Genomic DNA, 23,521 nt, shown 5'->3' on the forward strand with positions numbered 1-23,521 from the left:
GCAGCCGCCGTCCGCTCAGGTCATGTCTCGCCCTTCCGCCTGGCCATCCGGAGGGCGGTGGGGCTTGTCGCGATCGGGGCATTCGATCGGCGTCAGGCCGCTTCGGAGACGCCCTTCGCCGCGGCGATCTGGATGCGGTTCCTTCCGAGCGCTTTTGCCTTGTAGAGCGCGAGGTCGGCGGCCGAGAGCAGTTCGGCGAGGGCGGTTGCGTTCGATGCGGCTTCGGCCAGCCCGATGCTGACGGTTGCCGTCATCTGCAAGCCATCGCTTCTCGCGGCACGTTCGGCAAATTCCCTGGCCACAGTCTCGCCGATCCGGCTGGCTGCCATGCTGTCCAGGCCCGGCAGCAGGATCGCGAACTCTTCCCCGCCCAGGCGGCCGATGACCCCGTTCGCGCCGGCGATGTCGCGCGACACGGCGGCGAAGAGCCTTAGCACCGCATCGCCGGCGTCATGCCCGTAGCGGTCATTGATCGCCTTGAAGTGATCGAGGTCGAAGGCGAGCATTGAGACCGGCCGCTGCGCCGCCCCATCCCGCAGCGCCCTCGCGCCATGTTCGAAAAAGCCCTGGCGGTTGCGCAGCCCGGTGAGGAAATCGGTGCGGGAATCGGCCAGGAGCTGCGCCTGATATTCCTCGCGGATCAGAGCCATCAAGGCCATCGGCATCGCGACAGTGAACAGCACAGCCTCGTACATCGTGACCTTGGCGAGAACCGGCAGCAGGCTCTCCCCGTAGGTTGTGACGAGCACAGGCGCGACAGTCGCGCGCAGGAAAATAGAACAGGCCGTGGCAGACGAAGACCCCGACCGCGATCGGCCGGGATCGCAGGGGCTTCACAGCGCGGCTGCGCAACAGGACAAGCGCCGTCAGGCCGCAGATCGCGGCGATCGGCAGCGAGCCGACATAGGTCCAGAAGAACACCGGAAACTCTTCGCCGCCGATGGCCCAGGCAGCGGCCAGGACAATGAGCACTGCGGCGCAGCGGCCGATGCGTACGCGCTCGTCGAGGCATCTGACGCCCTGGAGAACCAGGAGGTAGCCGAGAACCATGACGATATTGGTGAGGGCTGGGCCGGTGATGCCGGGAAACGCCTCGCGCCTCATGGCCAGCAGGCAGCCAATGGCGAAAGCGACATAGCCGGCGGCCCATATTCCGAGTGGGCGCGAGCGCTGGGCATGCGCCTTGCGCTCCCAGAGCGTCATCGCTGCGGCGACCAGCGATGTTCCAACGGTCAAGTACCAGAGGGTCGGAAGGTCCATGTTCATCGCGTCATTGGGACCTGGCCTCAGGCACGTCAGGCGAGGTCGGGAGGGTCCTTTATGGCAGCGTCACTCCTTTCATGTGCGAGAAAGGAATTAACATTTGTTGAGCTTGACGGCGCACCTCGCGTCATCGTCCGAGCCGGAAACCTGCCCGAGCCTTGAGAAGCCCGGGAGCCTCTGCGATAGGATGAGGCCTGAAAGCCATCGCGGAGGGGCTCATCCTGCGTATCGTCGTCGAGCGTGCCCTGCGCCGGAACTGGGACCGCCTGTTCTTCTATGCGCTGCGGCTGAGCGGCAGCCGGGACGCGGCGGCCGATCTGCTGCAATCCTGCGCGATGAAGGCGCTGGCCGCGTCGCCCCCCGAGGAGGACGAGCGTCTCCGGCCCTGGCTCTTCACGATCCTGCGCAATCTCTGGATCGACGAGCATCGCCGCGGGCAGGCCTCTGTGCTTGCCGCCACCGAGGCGGAAGCGCCCGAGGGCGCATTTTGGCGCCATCATGACAGCCTGATCGCCGAGATCACCGTGCGCCAGGCGCTCGAACGTCTCGATCCGTCGCATCGCGACATCCTCGAGCTGATCGATCTCGCCGGGTTTCGCTATGGCGAGGCGGCCGAGATTCTCGGCATTCCCACGGGGACCGTGATGAGCCGGATCAGCCGGGCGCGGGCAGCGCTGCTGGAGGCGATCGAGGGCGGCAATCTCCGCGTCCTGCCCGCACGGCGCCGCCAGGCGGGTGGCTGACATGACCGGGCGCGAAACCATCTCCTGGGATCTGCTCAACGCCTATGTCGATGGCGAGATGGAGCCGGGCGAGGCGGCCAAGGTCGCAGCTGCGATCGCGGCCGATCGCGAGATCGCCGCCAAGGTCGCGACGCTGACGCATCTGCGCGCCACCATACGCGCGCTGCCGCCGCAGGAAGAGGCGCCGCCCTTCGCCTTGCCGGAACCCCCGCCGCCAACGCGACTGAAGCCCCGGCCATGGCTGCAGGTGGCGGCCGCGCTGCTCATCGCCTGCGGGCTCGGCGTCGCCTGGTTCGGCCTGTATCGCACGGACCCCGCAGAATCACCGCTGACCGCGGCCGTTGCCGCGCATCGGCTCTGGCTCGCCCAGGTGCCCGCCGCCCAGGCGCAGCGTCTCGGCGTCGAGTTGGCAGGCGCCGATGTCGACGCCCTGCCGGATCTGTCGCTCGCTTCGCTGCGCCTCGTGCATCTCTCGCTCGACCCCGCCGTGCGGCGCGGCGGCGGCGTGCTTGCCGGCTATGTCGGACCCAATGGCTGTCGCGTCGGCCTGTGGATCGCGCCGATCGACGACAGCCTTCCGGCGCGGCCAGCCGTACAGGATCGCGAGGGTTTTGCGATCCGCGCCTGGCACGGCCACCACGCGAGCTACGCCCTGATCGGGCAGGGCATCGATCCCGCCCGCCTCGACGGCATTGCCGCCCTCGTCGCGAGGCTGACCGAGGATGAACGCAGCATCCCGCGCGAACAGATCGCGGCGCTGGCCGAGGCGCGCAGCCTCCGGCCCGCTTGCGTCGGCTGACGGATTTTTTCGCTCCGCCAGAATATTTTTCTCGACCTGGAATAAATCGCATCGGCCCGGCGTCGTCTCCAGCGAGGAACATGTCCTCGGGAGAAAACACCATGTTGGAAGACGTCCAGGCGCGGGATGCCGCCGCCGAACCGCATCACGATTCAGTCTCCGAACGCTCCACCGCCCCACGCGCATCGCGACGCCTCCTGCTCGGCGGCAGCCTGGCAGCGCTCGGCGCCTCGCTTGGCGGCCTGCCGCGCCTCTCGATCGTATCGTCGGCTGCCGCGCAGGGCGCTCCTGCTGCCGCGCCCGCAGCCGCCCCGCCAAAGGGGCCGCAGCCCTTCGATTTTCCGGGCAAGGACAAGGGCCTGGTGCTTCTGGGCGATCGGCCACTCGTCGCCGAGACGCCGGAAAGCCTGCTCAATGACGACACCACGCCGATCTCAAAATTCTTCATTCGCAATAACGGTCAGATCCCCGAGCCGGTGGCGAATGCCGAGACCTGGCAGCTCAAGATCGAGGGCGAGGTCGAGGAGCCGCTGACCCTGACTCTGGCCGAGCTGAAATCTCGCTTCGCGGCACAGACCTTCCGGATGGTGCTGGAATGCGGCGGCAATGGCCGTTCCTTCTACCAGCCAGCCGGGCGCGGCAACCAATGGACCAATGGCGGCGCCGGTTGCGCCGAATGGACCGGGGTGCGCCTCGCCGATGTGCTGAAGGCCGCGGGTCTCAAAGCCGGCGCCAGGTTCACCGGCCATTTCGGCGCCGATCCGCATCTCTCCGGCGACACCACCCGCGATGCGATCTCGCGCGGCATGCCGATCGAGAAGGCGCTCGAGCCGCATTCGCTGATCGTCTGGGCCATGAACGGAGAGCCGCTGCCGCATATCCATGGCGGCCCGTTGCGCCTGCTCGTCCCGGGCTGGCCGGCCTCACTCTCGTCGAAATGGCTGAACCGCATCCTGGTGCGCGCAACCCCGCATGACGGGCAGGGCATGGGCGGAACCTCCTACCGCATCCCGACCGTGCCGCTCATTCCCGGGTCGAATGCCGACGGCAAGACCAATTTCACCGACATGACCTCGATGCCGGTGCGCTCGATCATCACCGCGCCCGCCAATGGCACGCGCCTGCCGGCTACTACCCGCGAGGTCGCCCTGCGCGGTGCCGCCTGGGCCGGCGATCACGATGTCGCCAAGGTCGAGGTCTCCTTCGATGCCGGCCAGCGCTGGCAGGCCATGACGCTGGCGAAGCCGAAGAACCGCTATGACTGGGTGCGCTGGACCGGCGCGGTGACCCTGCCGAGCGAGGGCTATTTCGAGCTCTGGGTCCGCGCCACGGATTCCCGCGGGGTTGCCCAGCCGCATGTCGCGACCAACTGGAACCCGCAGGGCTACGGCTCCAACCCGTTCCACCGCACCGCGATCCTGGTCGGTTGACGATGGCCGCGCTTCACTCGCTCCGGATGGCCGCTCTTGCGGCCATCCTCCTCGCCCCCGCCGGCAGTTTTGCCCAGGAGGAGACGCCCGAGTCGCTGCCGGATTTCCGCGGCCGCGACGAAACCTTTGGCTACTGCATCGGCTGCCATTCGATGAAGGTCGTCGGCCGCCAGGGCATGGATCGCGTCCGCTGGGACGAAACCCTGAACTGGATGACCGAGAAGCACAGCATGTCGGCGCCCGATCCGGAGATGCGCGCGATCCTGCTCGACTATCTCGCCCAGGCTTTTCCGCCGAAGGCTCCGGCCCAGAGCGGCGGTTGGGTCAGTCCCTTCGCGCCCAAACCATAGGACTCCAACGATATGAAGCTTGCCTCACTGCTGGGGGCCGCGCTGCTCGCGGCCGCCGCCCAGCCCGCCCGTGCCCAGGATGCCGCCGCCGGCGAGAAGGTCTATGCCCAGTGCCGCGCCTGCCATCAGCTCGGCGAGACCGCCAAGAACACGGTCGGGCCGATCCTCAACGGCGTGATCGGCCAGAAGGCCGGAACCCGCGAAGGCTATGGCTACAGCGCCGCGATGAAGGATTCCGGGCTGACCTGGGACGACGCCACCTTCGCCAACTACATCCAGAACCCGCGCACAAAGGTGCCGGGCACCAAGATGATCTATGCCGGACTGAAGGACGAGAAGCGCATCGCCGATCTGCTGGCTTTCCTCAAGCAGTTCGATGCGAGCGGAAAGAAGGGTGGGTGACGGAGCGCGCCCCGGTGCCCTCTAAAGCATCGGCCCGAAACGTGGATTGCGGTTTTCGGGACAGAGCCGGCGCAAATACAAAGGGTTAGATCATCTGACCGGATAGGATTTCCTGTCCTATGATCTAGCCCGGCCGCGCAGGTTGCAGCGCTTCGTGACGATGACGGCTGGATCGGCGCGCGCCTCGGGCTGGCCGGGGTAGGGCAAGGCACGGTCGCCGGGCCGTGGCGGGCATGACGCTCGAAGCCTTGCGGTCTCTCCGTCCCGCTTCTGCAGTTGCAGGAAGGGGCGAGGCGGGGCACACAGGCTGCAGCATGTTCGGCATCACCCTGCGCACGCAGGACCCTGCAAAGCCCTTCTGGGCGCTGGTCGACAAGGCCTCGGCCTTCGAGACCGCGCCCTCGATCCGCGCGCTCGGCTATTTCCCCCACATCACGCTGGCGCGCTGCCCGGCGATCGGGACATCCAGCCTCGCCGCCGCCGCGGAGGCGCTCGCGGGCGAACCGGCCTTCGCGCTGACCTTCGAGCGGATTGAATTCTTCGATACCGAGCCGCTGGTGCTCTGGCTGAATCCCAGCCTCGATCAGCGCCTGATCGAGGCTCACGCAAGGTTGCATGCACGTGTCGATCCCGCACTCTGCGACCCGCATTACCTCGCGGAGCACTGGAGGCCGCATCTGACGATCGCGATGGCGATCGGTGGGACACAGCGGGAGTCTGCTTTCGACTTCGCCAAGCGGCCGTTTGCGCCGTTCACGCTGACCTTCGATGTCGCGGATTGCCTGTCCTGGCCGCCGGTCAGCATCCTGCAGACGCGAACGCTGGACCAAGAGCCGGCTTAGCAATCGCGTGGATTGAATCGGATGCTCGGGCCCGCCTGCGGCGGTCCTCGCTGCACGGGGAAGAGCGGTGCAGCCTGCCCGTTTGCGGGTGATCGGAAGGGCGCGGCGGGTGGTCAGCAGGCGGCCGGCCGCGTAGCATATCGATGCACAATCGCGGACTGCATCGCCATGCTCTCAAGATCGCTCAAGACCTTCCTGACCGTGGCGCGAACGCTGAATTTCACCCGCGCCGCCGAAGAGGTTCATCTCGCGCAGTCGAGCGTGAGCGACCAGATCCAGGCCCTGGAAACTGAACTCGGGGTTGGCCTTTTCACGCGTTCGAGGCTCGGTCTGGAGCTGACGCCTGCCGGAAAAGTTCTCCAGCCCTATGCCGAGGAGCTGACGCAACTGGCGGATGAAGCGCGGGCGGCGATGAGCGCGATCGCGGCGCACCCTGCCGGATCCGTCACCATCGGCGCGTTGGAGACCATCGCGTCGGCGAAGCTCCCGCAATGGCTTGCAGGCTTTTCGCGCAAGCATCCCGAGATCACGCTCACGATCAAGATCGGGAGCAGCGGAGAACTATTGAGGCAACTGGTGGATGGAGACATCGATGTCGCCTTCCGTTTCGACCAGCCGGATCTCGATGAACGTCTGGCCAGGCGTGCGATAGCGACGGCGCCCCTCGTCATCATCGGGTCCCCCGACAATCGCAGCGCGCTCCCCGGGGATCTTGCTGCATTCGCCGGCGCGCGCTTCATCGTCACCGAAGTTGGATGCGTCTATCGGCGGCTGTTCGACGAGGCTTTCGCTCAGGCGGGCCTCGCACGCCCGAGCCCCGCAGCCGAGGTCGGCAGCATCGCCATGATCGTGCGCCTGGTCGCGAGCGGGGCGGGCCTCGGCCTCGTCCCGCGCTTCGCCGTCACCGAGGCCCTGGAGCGCGGCGAGGTCGCGGACGCACCATGGCCCGGACCGCCGCCCTCGCTCTCGATGATATGGCGGCGCCGCCGCATCCAGCCCGCGGCGCTCAAGCATGTGCTGGCCGCCAGCGACAGTTTCGAACCGGTCAGATCAGCCGGTGTCCGCCCTCGACATGCAATACCGTCCCCGTCGTGAACCCGTTGCCCATCAGGAACCGAACAGCGTCCGCAATGTCATCGGGCTGACCGATCCGCCCAACCGGCAGGCGCTCGGCCATGGCGCCCAGCACCTCGTCCTTGCGGTCTCCGGCGACGAAAGCCCAGATCGGCGTGTCGACCCAGCCCGGCGACACCGCATTGACGCGGATCGGCGCCAGTTCGACCGCAAGCGCCCGGACCAGCCCTTCCAGCGCCGCGTTCACGGCCGCCACCGCAGCCCCGCGGGCCGAGGGCCTGTAGGCGGCGATACCGGAGGTGAAGGTGAGCGAGCCATCGCGACCGATCTTCGAGACGCCATGCTTGGCCAGCAGCAGTGGCGCATAGATCTTGCTGTCCACGGCTCTCTGGACGGCCTTCAGGTCGAGTGCGGGCAGGAGTTCGTAAGCGCCCTCGATGTCAGCCACCGTGCAGACGACATGGTCGAGCGCGCCGACGCGCTCGAAGAGCGTCACCATCTGCTCTTCGCGGGAGACATCGGCAACGACGGCGGCGAGCGCCGCGGGAAAGCGGAGAGCCTCTTCGGCAGCCCGCAACCGGGCTTCATTGCGTCCGACGATGATGACTTCGGCGCCGGCGTCGAGGCAGTGCCGCGCCAGGGCCAGACCCATCCCGGATGCGCCTCCGGCGATGAGAACCTTCTTATGCGCGAGCGCCTTATCCATGATGATCGATCCCTTCGGGTTTTGAAACGTCGTCGGCAGACGTCGCAGGCCGGGCGGAGCCTTTGAAGCGGAATAAACCGATCGTGGTATCGGAAGCACCGATGCTTGGCCCTGCTAGATCACCGGACCGGATATCGTATCCAGTCCGGTGATCTAACCCTTTGTCTTTGCATCGGCTTTCCCGAAAACCGCAATCCACTTTTCGGGCCGATGCTTTAGGCGACACTGCCGGTCATCAGGGTCGACGAACGGCCGCTTCCCGCGGAGGGGCCGTTTCCTGCACGAAAACTGCACAACAATCCTGAGATCCTGAGCATTCTCAGGACCGGCGCTGCAATCGGCTGCGGCATCTCTGCGGCATGGCAGAGATCGTCGCTCCCCGTTCCCTCACATCAAGGCTGCCGCGCCGGCTGGCCCGCGATGGCTGGTGGCTCGTGGCCGGACCGCTCCCTGCCGAGACCGCCATCCTGGCCTTTCCCGCTCCGCCGCGCGGCCCCCGCGCGCCCGAATCCTCGATCAGCGAAGCCCCATGCCCATGTCCTCCCTTTCAGCAGAACCCCTAGAGCCGATATCCTCCCTGCCAGCGGAGCTGACGGCATCGCCGTTCGCGAGCCGCGCGACGCGCTGGCTCGCGACCCGGCTCGGGCTCGCCGCCGGCCTGGTGCTGCTCGCCGATTTCCTGTTCTACGGCCATTGGCTCGGCATCTCGCTCGCCTATTTCCTGGCGGCGCTTGCCATCGCTTCGCTCTGGGCGAACCCAATCCGCGCCGGCGCCGGCAGGCGCATCCTGGCGCTCGCGGTGCTGGGGGCGGGGCTGCTCGCCATCGCCGAGGAGGTCAGCCTGCTGTCTTCCTTCGTTGCGATCCTCTGCACGGCGGCCTTTGCCGTCATTCTCAGCCAGCAGCAGGCGCGCTGGCAGGAGCTGCTGCGGCAGGCGAGGCTGATGCTGCTGTCCGGCGCCGGCGGGCTAAGGCGGGATATCGGCCGTGTCGGCCGCCTCTCGGCACGGCGTCGGCGCGCATCCTCCGGCAGCGCCTGGCTCATCGGCTGGGTCGTGCCGCTGGTCCTCGTCGGCGTGTTCGCAACCCTGTTTGCCTCCGCCAATCCGCTCGTCGAGATCTGGCTGAACCGCATCGACCTCAGGCTGTTGCTTGATCTGCTCTCGCCCTGGCGCGCCGCCTTCTGGCTGATGATGCTTTGCCTGGTCTGGCCGATGCTGCATGTCCGGCTCGCCCGCAAGCGCCAGGCGAAGGCGAACCCTGCGGCGCCCCTCACGCCCGATCGCCACGGGCTCCTCGGCGACACGGCGATCCTGCGTTCGCTCGTCCTGTTCAACGCGCACTTTGCCGTGCAGACCCTGCTCGACATCGCCTATCTCTGGGGTGGCGTCGCACTGCCGGACGGCATGAGCTATGCCGCTTACGCCCATCGCGGCGCCTATCCGCTCGTCGTCACGGCGCTGCTGGCGGCCGTCTTCGTCTTGGTCGCGATGCGGCCGGCCGGCGCCTCCGAGCGCCACCGCCTCGTCCGGCCGCTGGTTCTCGCCTGGGTCGGCCAGAACATCATGCTGATGGTCTCGACGCTGCTGCGGCTCGATCTCTATGTCGAAGCTTATTCGCTGACCTGGCTCCGGCTCGTCGCCTTCATCTGGATGCTGCTCGTCGCGCTCGGCCTGGTGCTGATCATCGTCCAGATCGTCGGGCGGAAATCGGTCAACTGGCTCGTCTCGGCCAATGCCGCCGCGCTGGCGCTGGCGCTCTACGCCTTCTGCTTCGTCAACACGCCGGCGGTGATCGCCAACTACAATTTCCGCCATTCCCAGGAGCTGCGCGGCACGGGCTCGCGACTCGATGCCGCCTATCTGACATCGCTCGGTCCCCAGGTGATCCCGGCCTTCGATCGCTACACGCCGCGCGTCGCCGCAGTTGGTCGCACAGTCCCCAATTCGACCTGGTCCTGGAACCCCAACAGGCTGCCGGGCAACCGTGGGTACATGGCCGATCGCCACCACAGGGAACAGGCGGATTGGCGGGCCTGGGGCTTTCGCGCGTGGCGCCTGTCGCGCTACTTGGCTAACACTCCCCATGCCCCGCTCGGGGGCAAGAGCAGCCCGGCCCCAGCCGACCAGTGACAGGCACGTGACGATGGCGCCCCGCATTCTTGTGGTCGATGACGACAGTCATATCCGCGAGGTCATCTGTTTCGCACTCGAAAAGGCCGGCATGGCCACGTCAATCGCCCGCGATGGCGTGCAGGCCCTGGAGAGTTTTCGGCGGCAGCCGGCCGATCTCGTCATTCTCGATATCGGCATGCCCGAGATGGACGGGCTCGAGGTCTGCCGCCAGCTGCGCAAATCCTCCGACGCGCCGATCCTCTTCCTCTCGGCGCGGGACGAGGAGATCGACCGGGTACTCGGCCTCGAGATCGGTGGCGACGACTATGTCACCAAGCCGTTCAGCCCGCGCGAACTGGTGGCGCGCGTCACCGTCATCCTCAGGCGCACGCGCACCGGCCGCTCGGTCGGGGCCGCGTCGGTGGAGCCGCTTTCCTGGGGCGCATTGCGGCTCGACCCCGAGTCGCATCTTGCCAGCTTCGCGGGCAGGGCGCTGCCGCTGACGGGGATCGAGTTCGCGATCCTGAAGACCTTTGCGGCCCGTCCCCGCCAGGTCTTCAGCCGCGAGCAGATCCTGGAAAGCGCCTATGGCGGCGCGATCCATGTCGCCGACAGGACGATCGACAGCCATATCCGCAACATCCGCGCCAAGCTCGCGGCATCGGGCTGCGGCAGCGCCATCGACACCGTGCACGGCGTCGGCTTCCGCCTTGGACGCTGCGAGGCCGGGACGTGACGGCCTCTGCCCCGTTCCCGGCCCAGGTCGCCGCGAAATGGCGGCCCAATCTCAGCCTTATCGTCTTCCTGATGCTGACGGCGGTGCTGGCCTTGCCGCTCGTCGGGCTATTCTTCTTCCGGATCTACGAGAACCAGCTCGTCCACCAGACCGAGGCCGAGCTGATCGCCCAGAGCGTGGCCCTCTCAGCCGCCATCCGGCGCGATTTCGAGAGCAACCTGCCGGCCGACGCCGCGCTGGGTGCTCACGTTCCGGCAACGCCGTCCTCGTCGGCGGACGAGCCGTTCAGGCCGATCCTGCCCAGCCTCGACCTGACGCGCGACAACCTGCTGGGCCGCAGGCCGGACGCGAAACCCGCGCCCGAGCCCGCCGGCGCAACCTTCAAGGCTGCCGGCGAGCGGCTTTCGCCGCTGCTCCTGGATACGCAGACAATCACGCTCGCCGGTTTCCGCCTGCTCGACCCCCATGGCGTGGTGATCGCGGGCCGAGACGAGATCGGCCTGTCGCTCGCCCATGTCGAGGAGGTCGCCAAGGCGCTGCAGGGCTCGTTCGCCGCGACCTTGCGGCAGCGCGTCTCGAGCCATGCGCCGCCGCCGCTCTACTCGCTCAGCCGCGGCACCAGCATCCGCATCTTCACGGCGACGCCGATCATCCTGGGGGATCGCGTCGCCGGCGTGCTCTATGCCTCGCGCACGCCGAGCAATGTCTTCCGCCATCTCTATGAGGAGCGCGGCAAGGTCGTGCTGGCCGGCCTCTCCGTCGCAGCGCTCACCCTGCTGATCGGGCTTGCCTTTCACCGCACCATCACCCGGCCGGTGCATGAGCTGATCGCGCGTACGACCGCCATCGGTCATGGCGACCGCAGCGCCATGCGCCCGCTGACGAACCACGGCACCGCCGAGTTCGCGCGCCTGTCGCAGAGCTTCCTGGACATGGCCGGCAGCCTGAACAACCGCTCCGATTTCATCGCGACCTTCGCGGCCCATGTCTCGCATGAGCTGAAATCGCCGCTGACCTCGATCGAGGGCGCGGCCGAGCTGCTGCGTGACGATGGCGCCGGTGACGGCCCTGCGATGAGCGAGGCGAAGCGCCGGCACTTCCTCGGCAACATCATCGCCGACACGCATCGCCTGACCGCGATCACCAACCGCCTGCGGGAACTTGCCCGCGCCGAAAGCACGCCGACCGGCGGCACGACCAGCCTGTCTCCGGCAATCGCCGATCTGCAGCGGGATTTCCCCGGCATCCGGATTCGCGCCGAGGGGGCGCTCGACAGCGCCATCCGCATTTCGGCCGAGAACCTGCGCATCATCCTCAGCCATCTCACCGACAATGCGCTGCGTCATGGCGCGAGCGAGCTCGACATCGTCGCGGCCACGGAGGCGGACCGGCTCTGCCTCACCCTGCGCGACAATGGCAGCGGCGTGTCCCCGAACAACCGGGCGCGGATCTTCGACAGCTTCTTCACCACGCGCCGCGACAGCGGCGGCACCGGCATGGGATTGTCCATCGTCCGCGCCATGCTGAACGCCCATGGCGGCGCGATCGCGCTTCTCGACGACGAGCCCGGCACCACCTTCGCACTGGCCTTTCAACGGGCGCCCGGGGCGGAAACCCATGTCGAGACGAATGTGTCTGAGACAAGCGAGTCCGAGACGGGCCTGCGCTCGCGCGGGATGATGATCGCCCTTTGCCTCGCAACGATCGCCGCGGGGCTGCTCCTGCGCCGTTTCGGGATGGGGCTCGGGCTGCCGTTCGGCGTCGTGAAATATGGCGGCTCGCTGCTCTGGGGGACGATGGTCTACCTTCTGCTGACCATCATCGCTCGGCGTCAGCCGGCATCCCGGCTTGCGATCCTTGCCGCGCTGATCGCGCTCTGCGTCGAGCTCAGCCGCCTCTATCACACGCCCTGGCTCGATGCCTTCAGGCTGACGACGCMCGGCGCGCTGCTGCTCGGGCGCGTCTTCTCGCCCTGGAACCTGGCGGCCTATGGCGCCGGTATCGCGTTGGGCTGGGCGACGGACCGCCTCATTGCACGGGCGCGCCTTTAGCGCCTCGACACCGCCTCATCCCTTCCTTTCATGGGGGGCGCCGAGGGCTCGGGCCGAGCGGCGCCGTCGCGCTCCCCCGTCGCGATCCGGTCGTCCTTGTCATCGAGCAGAATGCGCTCGGCCGCTCCGTCGAGATCCTCATACTGGCCGCTCTTGAGGGACCAGAGGAAAGCGGCGAGCGCTGAGGCGCCGAGCAGGAGGGCCAGGGGCACGAGGAAGACGAGGCTGCTCATTGGCCCGGCTCCGCGGCCAGCCTCGGCTCTGCCGGCATCGCGTCGGCCGGGCGAGGGGATCCGGCCTTATCCACTTTGAGACGCAGCGCATTGGCGACGACGAGGACGGAGGAAAGCGACATGGCGAGCGCCGCGATCAGCGGGGTGACATAGCCCGCAATCGCGATCGGCAATGCGACGGCATTGTAGAGGATCGCGAGCGCAAAATTCTGCCGCACCAGCAGGGCGGAGCCGCGCGCGAGCTTGAGTGTGGTCGGGATCGCGTCGAGCCCGTCATGCAGGAAGACGAAATCGGCTGCATTGCGGCCGATATCGGCGGCCGAGGCCGGCGCAATCGAGACATGCGCCGCGGCGAGCGCGGGTGCATCGTTGAGGCCATCGCCGATCATCAGCACCTTGCGGCCCTGGGCCGCGAGGGCGGCGAGCCGCTCGACCTTCTGCGCCGGCAGCAACCCCGCGGCGACCGTGCCGATGCCGACCCTGGCGGCAATGCTGTGCACGGCGGCTTGCGTATCGCCGGAGAGCAGTGCGATTGCGATGTCCTCGTTGCGCAACGCAGCGATTGCGGCCTGCGCCTGCGGACGCAACGTCTCCTCGAACACGAAGCTGGCGAGCAACGTGCCGTCGCGGCTGAGCACAGTGCCAGCCTCCTGGCTGCCAGCGCCTGCGGCAAGCGCCCATTCGGCCCGACCGAGGCGGTAGAGTTGTCCCTGCAGCCACCCTTCGATGCCGAAACCGGGATATTCCCGAAGGTCCGACAGCGCGGGGCCGCCGGCCGGCGCTGCAGCGGCAATCGCGCGCGAGAGCGGATGGCTGGAGCGGCGGGCGATCTCGGCCGCGATCGCCAGATCCGCCGGGACAATGGCGCCGCCATTGACGAGGCGTGGCTGTCCGAGCGTCAGGGTGCCGGTCTTGTCGAAGGCTGCCATGTCGATCTCGGCCATGCGCTCGATCGCCGAGCCGTCCTTGACCATGATGCCATTCTCGAACAGGCGCCGCGACGCCATCACCTGCACGATCGGCACGGCGAGCCCGAGCGCGCAGGGACAGGTGATGATCAGCACGGCGATGGCGATGGTGATCGCACGGTGCCAGTCGCCGGTTGCCAACATCCAGCCGAGAAAGGTGAGGAAGGCCGTGGCGTGAACCACCGGCGAATAGAGCGCGGCGGCCCGGTCGGCGATGCGTCGATAGCCGGCGCGCCCGCCCTCGGCAGCCTCCATCAGCCGGATCATCTCGGCGAGGAAGGAGGTCTCGGCCCCGGCGGTTGCGGCAATGGTCAGCGGACCGGAGAGGTTGAGCGTTCCCCCGCGCACAGGTGCACCCATGGCCACGGTGCGCGGCGCGCTCTCGCCGCTGACAATGGCGCAATCCAGTTCGGATGTTCCCTCCACGACCACGCCATCGACGGGAATGCGATCGCCCGCACTGAGCGCGACGCGCATGCCCGCCACGATCTCGGCAAGCGGAAGATAGTCGCGGCTGCCATCGGCCCGCAGCACCGTTGCGCCGCGCGGCGACAGGCGCATCAGGCCACGCACCGCGGCACGCGCCTTCTCGCGCATGAGATGGTCAAGGGTCCGCCCGATCAGCAGGAAGAAGATCAGCGAGGTCGCAGCGTCGAAATAGGCATGCGGGCCGTCATGCAGCGTGTCGTAAAGGCTGAGACCGAAAGCGAGGCAGATGCCGATCGAGATCGGCACGTCCATATTGGTGCGGCCGTGGCGCAGCGCCGACCAGGCCGAGTCGAAGAAGACGCGGCCGGAATAGATGAGGCAGGGCAGGGCCAGCGCGGCCGAAATCCAGTGGAAGGCGCTGCGGGTCTCCGGTTCGGCGCCGGACCAGACCGAGACCGAAAGCAGCATGATGTTCATCGAACAGAAGCCGGCGACTGCCAGCGCCCGGATCAGGCGGGCGCGTTCCGGATCGGACCGGTCCGCCTCGCTCTCGAAGAGGTGGCCGGGATGGCCGAGCCGGGCCAGCGCCACGAGCAGGTCGGGGGCCTCCTCGCCGCGCCACTTCACGGCGACGCGCCGGGTCGACAGGTTGACCCGGACGTGCTCGACACCGGCAACCTGCATCAGGCCGGTCTCGATCGTCCGGATGCAGGCCGCGCAGTGAACATCGGGAACGGAGAGATCGGCCTGCCTGAGGCCGTCGCCCAGCTCGCGGCTGGCGAGCCGGATTTCCTGCCGGGCCGCGGAACCGTCGAACGTGCCGGAGACGTCGAACGGCGGCGCGCAGCAGCTCATCTGATCGCCCGATAGCTATGCCAGGTCGCGTGGCCGAGCAGCGGGAAGACGATGATCAGCCCGAGCAGCCCGGTCGCCACACTCAGGAGGAAGAGCGCGAGCACGATCGCGCCCCAGGCGAGCATCACCKGCAGGTTGTTCCAGACCAGCGAGATGCTGGTGCCCATCGCGGTGAAGGCGTCGACCCTCTCGTCGAGCAGCATCGGGATCGCGAAGGTGCTGATGGCGAAGGAGAAGGCCGCGAACAGGCCGCCCGCCACCGTGCCTACCAGCAGCATCGCCCAGCCCTCTGGCGTCGAGACCAGCATGGCGAGGACATCCTTGAGACCGGGGAAAGGCCGCAAGCCGAAGAACAGCGCATAGATGATTACCGCGGCCCGCATCCAGACCAGCATCAGCAGGCACAGGATGGCGCCGGTATACCAGACCTGGCCGCCGGAGGCCGGCTTGACGAAGATCATGCGCGCGAGGCTGACGGCGCGGCCGGCCTCGATGTCGCGGCTCTTCTGGTAGAGGCCGATCGCCAGGATTGGCCCGACCACCATGAAGCCGGCGAGAGCGGGCAGCAGGATGTAGTCGAGTTCGTAGCGGAACAGCCCCCAGACGATGCCGAGCGACACCAGGAATACCGCCGCTCCATAGAGCAGGCTCGGCACGGGGCTGTGGCAGAGATCGCGCCAGCCTGCTCCGAGCCAGGCCAGGGCCGCGCCTGCCGGCAGGTTGCGCCGTCGCTGTGCGGCGAGGGGCAGCGGGATGTCCTGGCCGTTTTCGATCTGGCCGTCTTTGATCGTGCCCACGATGCTCCTCCCCGCTTCAGCAGGCCGGGCGGGCGGCACGAAACGTGCCTGCTTCGCCCGCCGATTTCGCATGCGGCACGCAGTCCGGCTGCGAACCGATGGCGACATAGACCAGATGCGCATTGGCGAAGGCGACGAGCGCGGCTCCTGCAATCAGCAGCGCCAGCCAGAGCGCCCGCCGGCTGCCGGGCCGCCGCGCTTGCCCGTTGGTTGCGGGGCTCATCGTGCGCCGTCCCGCAGCGTGCCGACATAGAGCGCAAGCAACTTGATGTCGGTCGGCGAGAGGCGGCCTTCCCAGCTCGGCATATGGCCCTGGCGCCCGTTATGGACACTGTCGAAGACCGATTGCGGATCGCTGCCATAGATCCAGTTGGCGTCGGTCAGGTCCGGCGCGCCGAGATCGTGCCGCCCCTTGCCGTCCTCGCCGTGGCAGGCGATGCAGGTCGTTGCAAACACCTGCTTGCCGGCGGGCACACGCGCCTGGTCCGCTTCCGAGAGCGGCTGCCCGGAAAGCGAGAGGACATACGCGACGACGTTTGACAACTGCTCGCGGTCGAGCATGCCATCGCGGCCGAAGGCCATCATCTGCGCGGCGCGCGTCTGCCCGCTTGTTCCATTGATTCCGACGCGGATGGTCTCGGCGATCGCCTCGGGCTCGCCGCCCCAGAGCCACGAGCCCGCGGCGAGATTGGGGAAGCCTGGTCCGCCCTTGCCATCGCTGCCGTGACAGACGGCGCAGTTGTCGCCGAACAGGGCCCGCCCGGTGTCGCGCACATGGCGCATCAGCGCGGGGTCGGCGGCGATCTCCGCGAACGAGGCGTTGGCGATGCGCTGGGTCCAGCCGGCGCGCTCGGCTGCCGCATCCTGGACCTGGCGGGCCACGATCTGGCGCTGGTCGTTGCCGAGCAGACCCTTCGTATAGGTCCAGCCGAGCGGCCAGGCCGGCATCAGCAGCCAATAGACCACAGCAAACAGCGTCGAGGCCGCCAGGAAGAACAGCACCACGCGCGGGATCGGCGTGTCGAGTTCCTCGATGCCGTTCCACTCGTGACCGGTCGTCAACTGTCCCGTGACGGGGTCCCGCTTCGCCTGGTCCATGTTTCAGTCCCCCGGCCTGTCGTCCTTGTCGAGAATGCTCTTCTTGGCGCGGTCGAAGCGGGCCCGGTTCGAGGGCCACAGAGCATAGATCAGCACGCCCGCCGCCAGCGCGATCAGGTAGAAAAGCCCCCAGCTCTTGGCGAAGCCGACGAGCGATTGATGATCGATGTCCATCGCCTCACCTTGCCGTGGCCGCCGTCTGCCGATGCGCCGCATCGGTCAGCCGGCCCAGGACCTGGAGATAAGCAACCACCGCGTCCATCTCCGTCAGGCGGCCTGGCTGCCCGTCGAACGCCCGCATGGTCGTGGCCTCGCCGTAGCGCTCGCTGACGCCGCTGGCATAGGGGCTGTCGGGGTGGGCCTGGCCATAGGCATCGGCGCTCGCATTCGCGATCATCGCATCGGTATAGGGCACGCCGACAACGCGCAGTGCGGCGAGGTGCTGGCCGAGATCCTCGGTCCGCAACTCGTTGCGCATCAGCCAGCCATATTTCGGCATGACCGATTGCGGCACCACCTCGCGCGGATTGATCAGATGCGCGACATGCCAGGCGTCGGAGTATTTGCCGCCGAGCCGCGCCAGGTCCGGGCCGGTGCGCTTCGAGCCCCACAGCATCGGATGATCGTATTTCGACTCGACCGCGAGCGAATAGGGTCCATAGCGTTCGACCTCGTCGCGCAGCGTGCGGATCATCTGGCTGTGGCAGGCATAGCAGCCCTCGCGGATATAGATGTTGCGCCCGGCCGTTTCGAGCGGTGTGTAGACGCGCATCTCGGGCGCGGTCTCGACCGTCTCGTGGATGGTGAAGAGCGGCGCGATCTCGACGAAGCCGCCGATCGCCGAGACGCCGATGATGGCCAGCACGAAGCCGATGGCGCTGCGTTCGAGCCTGCGATGGAAGAACTCGGCCATGGTCTCACTCCCCCGGCTGCAGCGCCGGCCCGGCCACTGGCAGGGCAGGCTGGTCGGGATCGGCCGCTTGCGGCGCAGTCCGCGCGCGCGCCATCCGGATTGTCATTCCGACATTGTAGGAGGCGACGATCGCCCCGAGCAGGAACAGCAGGCCTCCGACCGTTCGCGCGATGTAGTAGGGATGCATCGCGACGACGCTGTCGATGAAGGAAAAGGCGAGCGTGCCGCTGGAGTTATAGGTGCGCCACATCAGGCCCTGGATGATGCCCGAGTTCCACATCGAGAAGACGTAGATGACGGTTCCCGACAGTGCGAGCCAGAAATGGACCTCGACCAGCTTGGGCGAATAGATCTGATCGACCTTCCACATCCACGGCACCAGCGCGTAGAGCGAGCCGAAGGTGATCATCGCCACCCAGCCGAGCGCGCCGGCATGGACATGGCCGACCGTCCAGTCGGTGTAGTGCGACAGCGAATTGACGGCCCGGATCGCCATGAACGAGCCTTCGAAGGTCGACAGGCCGTAGAAGACGGCGGCGACCATCATGAAGCGCAGCGTCGCATCGTCGCGAACCTTATGCCAGGCACCGTTGAGGGTCGCCAGTGCATTGCCGGCCGAGGCCCAGGATGGCACCAGCAGCACGACCGAGAAGGTCATGCCCAGCGTCTGCACCCATTGCGGCAGGGCGGTGTAGTGCAGGTGGTGCGAGCCCGCCCACATATACATGAAGGTGATGCCCCAGAAGCTGATGATCGACAGCCGGTAGGAGAAGATCGGCCGGTCCGCCCGCTTGGGCAGGTAGTAGTACATCATCCCGAGGAAGCCCGAGGTCAGGAAGAAGGCGACCGCGTTGTGGCCGTACCACCACTGCGTCATCGCATCCTGCACGCCGGAGAACAGCGAATAGCTTTTCGCATGGCCGAACGAGACCGGCACGGCCAGGTTGTTGACGATGTGCAGCACCGCCACGACCAGGATGAAGGCCATGTAGTACCAGTTGGCGACGTAGATATGCGGCTCCTTCCGCCGCTGCAGGGTGCGGATATAGATCAGGAAGTAGACGACCCAGACGACGACCAGCCAGATGTCGGCATACCATTCGGGCTCGGCATATTCCTTGGACTGGGTCAGCCCCATCAGATAGCCGCTGGCGGCGATCACGCAGAACAGGTTGTAGCCGAGCAGCACGAACCACGGGCTGATCTGATCGGGCAGGCGGGCCCTCGTGGTGCGCTGCAGCACATGGAAGGAGGTGGCGATCAGCGCGTTGCCGCCGAAGCCGAAGATCACGCCTGAGGTATGGACGGGCCGAATGCGACCGAAACTCGCCCAGGCGGCGTCGAAGGTCAGGTCGGGCCAGGCGAGGAGCGCGGCAACCCAGACCCCGAAAAACATGCCGACGACGCCCCAGGCGAGGGCAAGCACGATGCCAACCTTGGTCGGGTCATCATAGTAGTGCGCCAGGCGCTCATCGGATGGCTCCGGCTCGAAATACTTCGACAGGACCAGGAAGACGCCGCCGAGCCCGCAGAGAAGGACGATGACGCCATGAACCCCCATGAGGTCGTCGTGCCCGGCGATCGCCATCACGAGCCCGCAGAAGGCGACAAGCGCTGATATCGTGATGGCACTCTGGCGTTCTGCGACAGTCAGCCCGGCAACCATTCGCTCTCCCCCCGGTCATCACACAGCGCGGCTCGCGGTGCTCGAGAGAGGGACCGGAAGGTCGAAATCCGGACCGCGTCAGCCAGTGAATACTTGTCGAGAGCCGCCAGATTGGTGGCCGGCATTGTCAAGAAGATACCCATTCGGCGAGATAGGCAATGACCGCCCCGCCGCCGAACGCACTCGCTCCGCGCATGCGGGCCGGTTGAGTGACGGCCGGGCGTCTGCGCGGCATCAGAATACCACTTGGCGTACTAGGGCCTAACCCGCGCCCATGGCTCAGCACCAGTCACCTGCAGTCCGCCATCAGGCCGGTCGAATCGGCGTCGTCCATTGACGAAACTCAGCCGGAAAATGGTCTGGGCGCCCGCCGTTTGCCGTCGCGAACATCCGCCGGGTTCATGTCCGAAAGGCCAATCGACGCAGCGCTGATGCCGCGAGGGCCGCCATTGGCCAATATCCCCCGCCGATTGACCCGTCTTGCGCCTTCCTCACATTCTTGCCCAACCGGCGTGATCCGGTCTGGCGCGTTCAATGGAGGAACCAGATGCGATCGATGATGCTCGCCCTTGTCGCTCTTTCACTGCTGGGCTGCAGCGGCTCCCCGCAACCCCGGGGCGTCGCCCGCGACCTGACACAGGGGACGGCGCAGTGTTCCAAGCACAAATGGGGCACTTCGGAGATGGCCGAGTGCCTCGATCGCGCGACCGGCAACCAGTCCGCAACGGCCCCCGAGGCCAAGGCGGGCCGCAGCGGCTGAGATCGGGGCGTCGCAGGCTCAAGCCCGCGTTTCGCCCGCTGCCTTACGACGCCGGTCGTGGCGGCGGGCCGCCAGCGACGACAGGCTCTGCACCTGGAAAGCGCACGACGTTGGAGTGCGTGCTGCTGCGTTGAGCGCGGGCAACCGCTTCGAGGAGCAACTCGACGGCGCGCCGAAGTCGGTCATCCTCGGGGTTGTCCCCGTCCAGCGTCAGGAAGGCGTTGATCAGATAGGCCCGGGCCAGTGGGTAATTGGTGCTCATGGCCGCCTCCCTTGCAGCGAGAGGGTCGCGCCAAAGGACGAGCGTTTTGTAAATGGGACCGCTCGCATTTGAGCGATTGCCCGGCAAGGAACGCTCTCGATGCCGGGCCGCGCCGAACGGAGAATGCATGGCGCGACGGTAGGGACCTGACCCGGCGCGCCTCTCGCGGCGCGGGAGCGCTCAATCGACCTTGGTGACCGGTGCCGGCTGCCACTCGCCGCGCTTCACCACGTCCTTCGGGACATAGGTTCGGAAGGTCAGCGAGAACGGCTTGCTGTCGGGGGCCGGAAGCCAGTTCGAGTCCGGAACACCGGCGACGGGCTTGGGGCCGATCCCGATCTTCAGCGAACCGTCTGGCTCCTTCGCTAGGCTTGAATTGGTGTTGAAGTTGAAGCGATTGAGCTGGTTTGCCACCACGCGGTAATCCGGCACGCCGACCAGGATCACCGACCAATAGGCATCGACCACGGATTGCGGAAGCTTGTCGGCGGGGAAGTGCATGACATAACTGTTGCTGCCGTTGAGCGGCTTCTCGTCGGCATCGCGGGTGGCGATCAGGTAGACCGCTTCATCTGGTGTGTTGGCCCAGATGCCGGCAAAATTGACCGAGGTACGCAGCCAGAAATCCTTGCCGTAATTGCCCGCCTGGCCGGCGCCGATCCAGTGATTGCGATAGGGCGCGCTCCTGGTCAGGGCGTATTCCTGGAAGGCGGGAATGACCTTGCGCAGCTGCGTGTCGATGGCGGCGCGCGCCTCCTTGCCGGATGCGGCATAGGCTGCGACGACCCGGACCTTCTGCTGCATCTCGGCGGCGTTCGGCGCGACATCGAGCGCGCTTGCGAGCCTGGCATCGACATTGTCGAAGATCTCGACGCCGATCAGGTCCTTGTTCTCGAACAGGGGCATGGCCGGCGGCGGCTGGATCACCGGCTTGCCGAGGGACCTGACCTTGAACTGGCGCTGAAGCTTCACAGCCCCTTCGGGATCGCCCTTGAGCTCGACCCGCGCCAGCATCTTGGCCTTGCCGGAATGCAGCTCGATGCGCCCCGCACCGGCCGGAATCTTCGCCGTCGAGCCGGGTTTGACCAGCGCAAACGTGCCGAAGGGTTTTGAGGGGAAGGAGCGCTCGTTGATGTTGACGATCACCTCGCCCCATTCATCGAGAATCTCGGCGGTGTAGTAGCGTCCCTTGACCTCGGGCACCTGGAGCAGGACGGGCGTCTTGTCGTCGACGGCGAACCAGGCCTCGAGATAGGCGACGTCGAAATTGGGATTGACGAAATCGGCGGAGCCCAGCGGGTTATACTTGATCGCGTTATAGGCGAAGCCCGGCCCCTTCCGGTCGAGATGTTCCTGCCGGATCACGAAGGCCCGGCCGAGCAGATAGACATAGGCGTCCGCGATCGTCTTCTCGTCCGGCTCCGCCGTGCGCGCCGGGGCTTGCGCGAGGCCCGGCCCGTTCAGCAGGGGGCTGAACGCCAGGAAGGCGAGCAGCGTCGCCACATGTCTGCGGTGCAGGGTCATTGGCGCGCCCTTCGAGGCTTCGTGATCACTCAGGCCGTCCATCGCGCCAAACGATCGGCACGGGGCCGGCAGCGACGGTGACAGGACGGAGGATCGAGGGGATCGCGGACGGAGCCGGAAAGGTAAGGGCGCCACAAACGTGCGGCAAAAGTGCAGGTCTCAAAAATGCAACTCCGCCGGCCCGATCACCATCGGTCGATCCGACCGTCCTGCAATCGCGAGTTGCGGTCAAGCCGGCAACACGCAGGGCAATCGCATCGGCAGTGCAGGGCAGGGTCAGTGCTCCTGGGACTCAGGGAAGGAGGCTCTCGACGCCAACCTGGTCATCGGCTGACGCACAGCGGAAAGCGCGATGCCCAGAGCTCTTGGCGCCGGGTTCCGCTTATGGCAGCACTGCTTCATGCGCGAGACGACCAAGAGTAAGGCAAGGGCCCGCTTTGGATGGGCTTTGGCTATCCCGATCCTCGTCTCGTTTGTGTTCACGAGCGTCTTTGGAATCAAGGCGCGGCGAGCATTTGAGCAGCAGCGCTGCGGCCTCGGTTTGCCATGGGATCGTGCGACGAGCGAAAGCTGGTTGGAGGCTTATTTCCCCGCAGCGTGGCGCGATGTGCAGACCTTGCGACGGTTGTCTTCGGAGTGTTTCGCAGCCTTGCACACCGACCTCACGACGGCCGGCCTTGTTGCGTTCGCCGCCACGGCCGTGCTCGCAGTCCTTCTGGTCGCGCAATCCGGGATCTTGTCCGGAGATGTGCTGCGCCCAGGCAACAGCAACCGTCTGGAGATAGCGATCGGAAGTGCGGCTTGTGCTGTATTTACGATCTGGTGGATCGTATGGTCATTGAGCAACGATCAGTTCATCAACTTTGGTGAGAGGGCCATAAGATGGACTGTTATTTTCAATGGGGAGTATATAGCGCCGTTCAATTTTGCGTTCCTGCTGAATTCCGTCTCTCTCAGGATTGTGGTCGTTGTCCTGCTCGTCTTCGTGAGCCTTGAGCTGGCGCGGCTCAGTTGGCGCGACCGGGCCGCGCCAAACCCGGAATGAAGCTCCGTTTGCGATGATGGACCGTCGCGCCAGATCTCGGCGGCGGACGCCAATGCCAATCTAGGAAGCGGCGCGGCGAACGTCCGCAGCGATATCGGATCGGTGCCGGTCGAGCCATGCGGTCGCCTCGGCGCCATCGACGCGGCACTCGAAGGTCGGCCAGGACGGGTCCTCTCGCGACTCGATCTCCAGCCGGTCTCGGGCATAGCGGATCAGCTCGCGGAGCGTTTCATATCCGGGCCGGCCCTCGAGGGCGTCGGCGATCCAGGGCGTCGACCAGCCCCGTTTGGCGAGAAGCGCAATGCTGGCCGGATCGGCCTCCTCGAACCAGGGGGTGGCGTCGAACTCCGCCCGCATCGCCTCATCGGCTGTGTGGCACGTCGCGTGGATCATGCTCCGCTCCTGCTGGTCGGACCCATCATCTGCATCATAGCCCAGCAGGAGGCGCTATGCGCGCGTTTG

Annotated in this window: 25 protein-coding genes; 12 read left to right on the forward strand and 13 right to left on the reverse strand. The window is 66.8% G+C overall.

Annotated elements, in window-relative coordinates; all coding sequences use genetic code 11:
* Positions 1 to 92: 92 nt before the first annotated feature.
* Positions 93 to 749 carry a GGDEF domain-containing protein gene (locus AC1DGP_RS28400; RefSeq protein WP_476832779.1) on the reverse strand — a complete coding sequence of 219 codons (657 nt, stop codon included), beginning with the start codon at positions 747 to 749 and terminating at the stop codon, positions 93 to 95.
* 759 nt (positions 750 to 1,508) lie between these two features.
* On the opposite strand from AC1DGP_RS28400, the gene AC1DGP_RS28405 reads away from it, so the two are divergent.
* From AC1DGP_RS28405 to AC1DGP_RS28435, 7 genes are all read left to right on the forward strand, one after another.
* The gene (locus AC1DGP_RS28405) at positions 1,509 to 2,006 is read left to right on the forward strand and encodes an RNA polymerase sigma factor (RefSeq protein WP_441508339.1); all 498 of its coding nucleotides are present in this window, start codon (positions 1,509 to 1,511) and stop codon (positions 2,004 to 2,006) included.
* Position 2,007: 1 nt separating this feature from the next.
* Positions 2,008 to 2,805: an anti-sigma factor family protein gene (locus AC1DGP_RS28410; RefSeq protein WP_476832780.1), complete on the forward strand. Its 798-nt coding sequence runs from the start codon at positions 2,008 to 2,010 to the stop codon at positions 2,803 to 2,805.
* Positions 2,806 to 2,906: 101 nt separating this feature from the next.
* Positions 2,907 to 4,235, forward strand: coding sequence for a sulfite oxidase (locus AC1DGP_RS28415; protein ID WP_441508329.1), 1,329 nt, complete (start codon positions 2,907 to 2,909; stop codon positions 4,233 to 4,235).
* A 2-nt stretch (positions 4,236 to 4,237) separates the two neighbouring features.
* Positions 4,238 to 4,585 (forward strand): hypothetical protein, encoded by a 348-nt coding sequence (locus tag AC1DGP_RS28420; RefSeq protein WP_441508330.1) that lies wholly within the window; start codon positions 4,238 to 4,240, stop codon positions 4,583 to 4,585.
* A gap of 12 nt (positions 4,586 to 4,597) precedes the next feature.
* Positions 4,598 to 4,987, forward strand: coding sequence for a c-type cytochrome (locus tag AC1DGP_RS28425; protein ID WP_441508331.1), 390 nt, complete (start codon positions 4,598 to 4,600; stop codon positions 4,985 to 4,987).
* 314 nt (positions 4,988 to 5,301) lie between these two features.
* Positions 5,302 to 5,829 (forward strand): 2'-5' RNA ligase family protein, encoded by a 528-nt coding sequence (locus tag AC1DGP_RS28430; RefSeq protein ID WP_441508332.1) that lies wholly within the window; start codon positions 5,302 to 5,304, stop codon positions 5,827 to 5,829.
* Positions 5,830 to 5,997: 168 nt separating this feature from the next.
* Complete coding sequence (locus tag AC1DGP_RS28435; RefSeq protein WP_441508333.1) at positions 5,998 to 6,924, forward strand: LysR family transcriptional regulator; 927 nt, start codon at positions 5,998 to 6,000, stop codon at positions 6,922 to 6,924.
* Here the strand turns inward: AC1DGP_RS28435 and AC1DGP_RS28440 are convergent.
* Complete coding sequence (locus tag AC1DGP_RS28440) at positions 6,875 to 7,609, reverse strand: SDR family oxidoreductase (protein WP_441508334.1); 735 nt, start codon at positions 7,607 to 7,609, stop codon at positions 6,875 to 6,877. The two genes, AC1DGP_RS28435 and AC1DGP_RS28440, sit on opposite strands and share 50 nt — an antisense overlap.
* Before the next feature lie 535 nt (positions 7,610 to 8,144).
* On the opposite strand from AC1DGP_RS28440, the gene AC1DGP_RS28445 reads away from it, so the two are divergent.
* The 3 genes from AC1DGP_RS28445 to AC1DGP_RS28455 are packed head-to-tail and all read left to right on the forward strand — an operon-like array spanning position 8,145 to position 12,509.
* Positions 8,145 to 9,740 (forward strand): DUF4153 domain-containing protein, encoded by a 1,596-nt coding sequence (locus AC1DGP_RS28445; RefSeq protein WP_476768725.1) that lies wholly within the window; start codon positions 8,145 to 8,147, stop codon positions 9,738 to 9,740.
* Positions 9,741 to 9,753: 13 nt separating this feature from the next.
* Entirely contained in the window at positions 9,754 to 10,458 is a 705-nt protein-coding gene (locus AC1DGP_RS28450; RefSeq protein ID WP_476768738.1) for a response regulator, read from the forward strand.
* A complete protein-coding gene (locus AC1DGP_RS28455) occupies positions 10,455 to 12,509 on the forward strand; it encodes a DUF2809 domain-containing protein (protein ID WP_476832781.1) in 2,055 nt (684 codons plus the stop codon). The genes AC1DGP_RS28450 and AC1DGP_RS28455 overlap by 4 nt, the downstream gene beginning before the upstream one ends.
* Here AC1DGP_RS28455 and ccoS read toward each other — a convergent pair.
* Genes ccoS through ccoN form a run of 8 tightly spaced genes read right to left on the reverse strand, consistent with a single transcriptional unit; the run spans position 12,506 to position 19,468 of the window.
* A complete protein-coding gene (ccoS, locus tag AC1DGP_RS28460; protein ID WP_441508337.1) occupies positions 12,506 to 12,742 on the reverse strand; it encodes a cbb3-type cytochrome oxidase assembly protein CcoS in 237 nt (78 codons plus the stop codon). The two genes, AC1DGP_RS28455 and ccoS, sit on opposite strands and share 4 nt — an antisense overlap.
* Positions 12,739 to 14,994, reverse strand: a complete 2,256-nt coding sequence (locus AC1DGP_RS28465; protein WP_476832782.1) for a cation-translocating P-type ATPase — start codon at positions 14,992 to 14,994, stop codon at positions 12,739 to 12,741. The genes ccoS and AC1DGP_RS28465 overlap by 4 nt, the downstream gene beginning before the upstream one ends.
* Positions 14,991 to 15,782 carry a DUF2189 domain-containing protein gene (locus AC1DGP_RS28470; RefSeq protein WP_476832797.1) on the reverse strand — a complete coding sequence of 264 codons (792 nt, stop codon included), beginning with the start codon at positions 15,780 to 15,782 and terminating at the stop codon, positions 14,991 to 14,993. The genes AC1DGP_RS28465 and AC1DGP_RS28470 overlap by 4 nt, the downstream gene beginning before the upstream one ends.
* A 25-nt stretch (positions 15,783 to 15,807) precedes the next feature.
* On the reverse strand, positions 15,808 to 16,014 hold the full coding sequence (locus AC1DGP_RS28475; protein WP_441508155.1) for a hypothetical protein: 207 nt from the start codon (positions 16,012 to 16,014) through the stop codon (positions 15,808 to 15,810).
* Positions 16,011 to 16,889: a cytochrome-c oxidase, cbb3-type subunit III gene (ccoP, locus tag AC1DGP_RS28480; RefSeq protein WP_476832783.1), complete on the reverse strand. Its 879-nt coding sequence runs from the start codon at positions 16,887 to 16,889 to the stop codon at positions 16,011 to 16,013. The genes AC1DGP_RS28475 and ccoP overlap by 4 nt, the downstream gene beginning before the upstream one ends.
* A gap of 3 nt (positions 16,890 to 16,892) precedes the next feature.
* On the reverse strand, positions 16,893 to 17,063 hold the full coding sequence (locus tag AC1DGP_RS28485) for a cbb3-type cytochrome c oxidase subunit 3 (RefSeq protein ID WP_441508153.1): 171 nt from the start codon (positions 17,061 to 17,063) through the stop codon (positions 16,893 to 16,895).
* 4 nt (positions 17,064 to 17,067) lie between these two features.
* Entirely contained in the window at positions 17,068 to 17,802 is a 735-nt protein-coding gene (ccoO, locus tag AC1DGP_RS28490) for a cytochrome-c oxidase, cbb3-type subunit II (RefSeq protein WP_441508152.1), read from the reverse strand.
* A 4-nt stretch (positions 17,803 to 17,806) separates the two neighbouring features.
* A complete protein-coding gene (ccoN, locus tag AC1DGP_RS28495; RefSeq protein WP_476832784.1) occupies positions 17,807 to 19,468 on the reverse strand; it encodes a cytochrome-c oxidase, cbb3-type subunit I in 1,662 nt (553 codons plus the stop codon).
* Between the two features lie 547 nt (positions 19,469 to 20,015).
* Here ccoN and AC1DGP_RS28500 point away from each other — a divergent pair.
* Positions 20,016 to 20,228, forward strand: coding sequence for a hypothetical protein (locus AC1DGP_RS28500; RefSeq protein ID WP_441492347.1), 213 nt, complete (start codon positions 20,016 to 20,018; stop codon positions 20,226 to 20,228).
* A 43-nt stretch (positions 20,229 to 20,271) separates the two neighbouring features.
* On the opposite strand, the gene AC1DGP_RS28505 is transcribed toward AC1DGP_RS28500, so the two are convergent.
* Both AC1DGP_RS28505 and AC1DGP_RS28510 read right to left on the reverse strand, forming a co-directional pair.
* Complete coding sequence (locus tag AC1DGP_RS28505) at positions 20,272 to 20,490, reverse strand: hypothetical protein (protein WP_441508151.1); 219 nt, start codon at positions 20,488 to 20,490, stop codon at positions 20,272 to 20,274.
* Positions 20,491 to 20,670: 180 nt separating this feature from the next.
* Complete coding sequence (locus AC1DGP_RS28510; RefSeq protein ID WP_476832785.1) at positions 20,671 to 22,014, reverse strand: DUF1214 domain-containing protein; 1,344 nt, start codon at positions 22,012 to 22,014, stop codon at positions 20,671 to 20,673.
* A gap of 400 nt (positions 22,015 to 22,414) precedes the next feature.
* Here AC1DGP_RS28510 and AC1DGP_RS28515 point away from each other — a divergent pair, with 400 nt between their 5' ends.
* A complete protein-coding gene (locus AC1DGP_RS28515) occupies positions 22,415 to 23,059 on the forward strand; it encodes a hypothetical protein (protein ID WP_476832786.1) in 645 nt (214 codons plus the stop codon).
* 60 nt (positions 23,060 to 23,119) lie between these two features.
* Here AC1DGP_RS28515 and AC1DGP_RS28520 read toward each other — a convergent pair whose 3' ends face one another.
* Positions 23,120 to 23,452, reverse strand: a complete 333-nt coding sequence (locus AC1DGP_RS28520; protein ID WP_441508148.1) for a hypothetical protein — start codon at positions 23,450 to 23,452, stop codon at positions 23,120 to 23,122.
* Positions 23,453 to 23,521: the final 69 nt, after the last annotated feature.

It is taken from the genome of Allobosea sp. 05T433, from assembly GCF_056396065.1.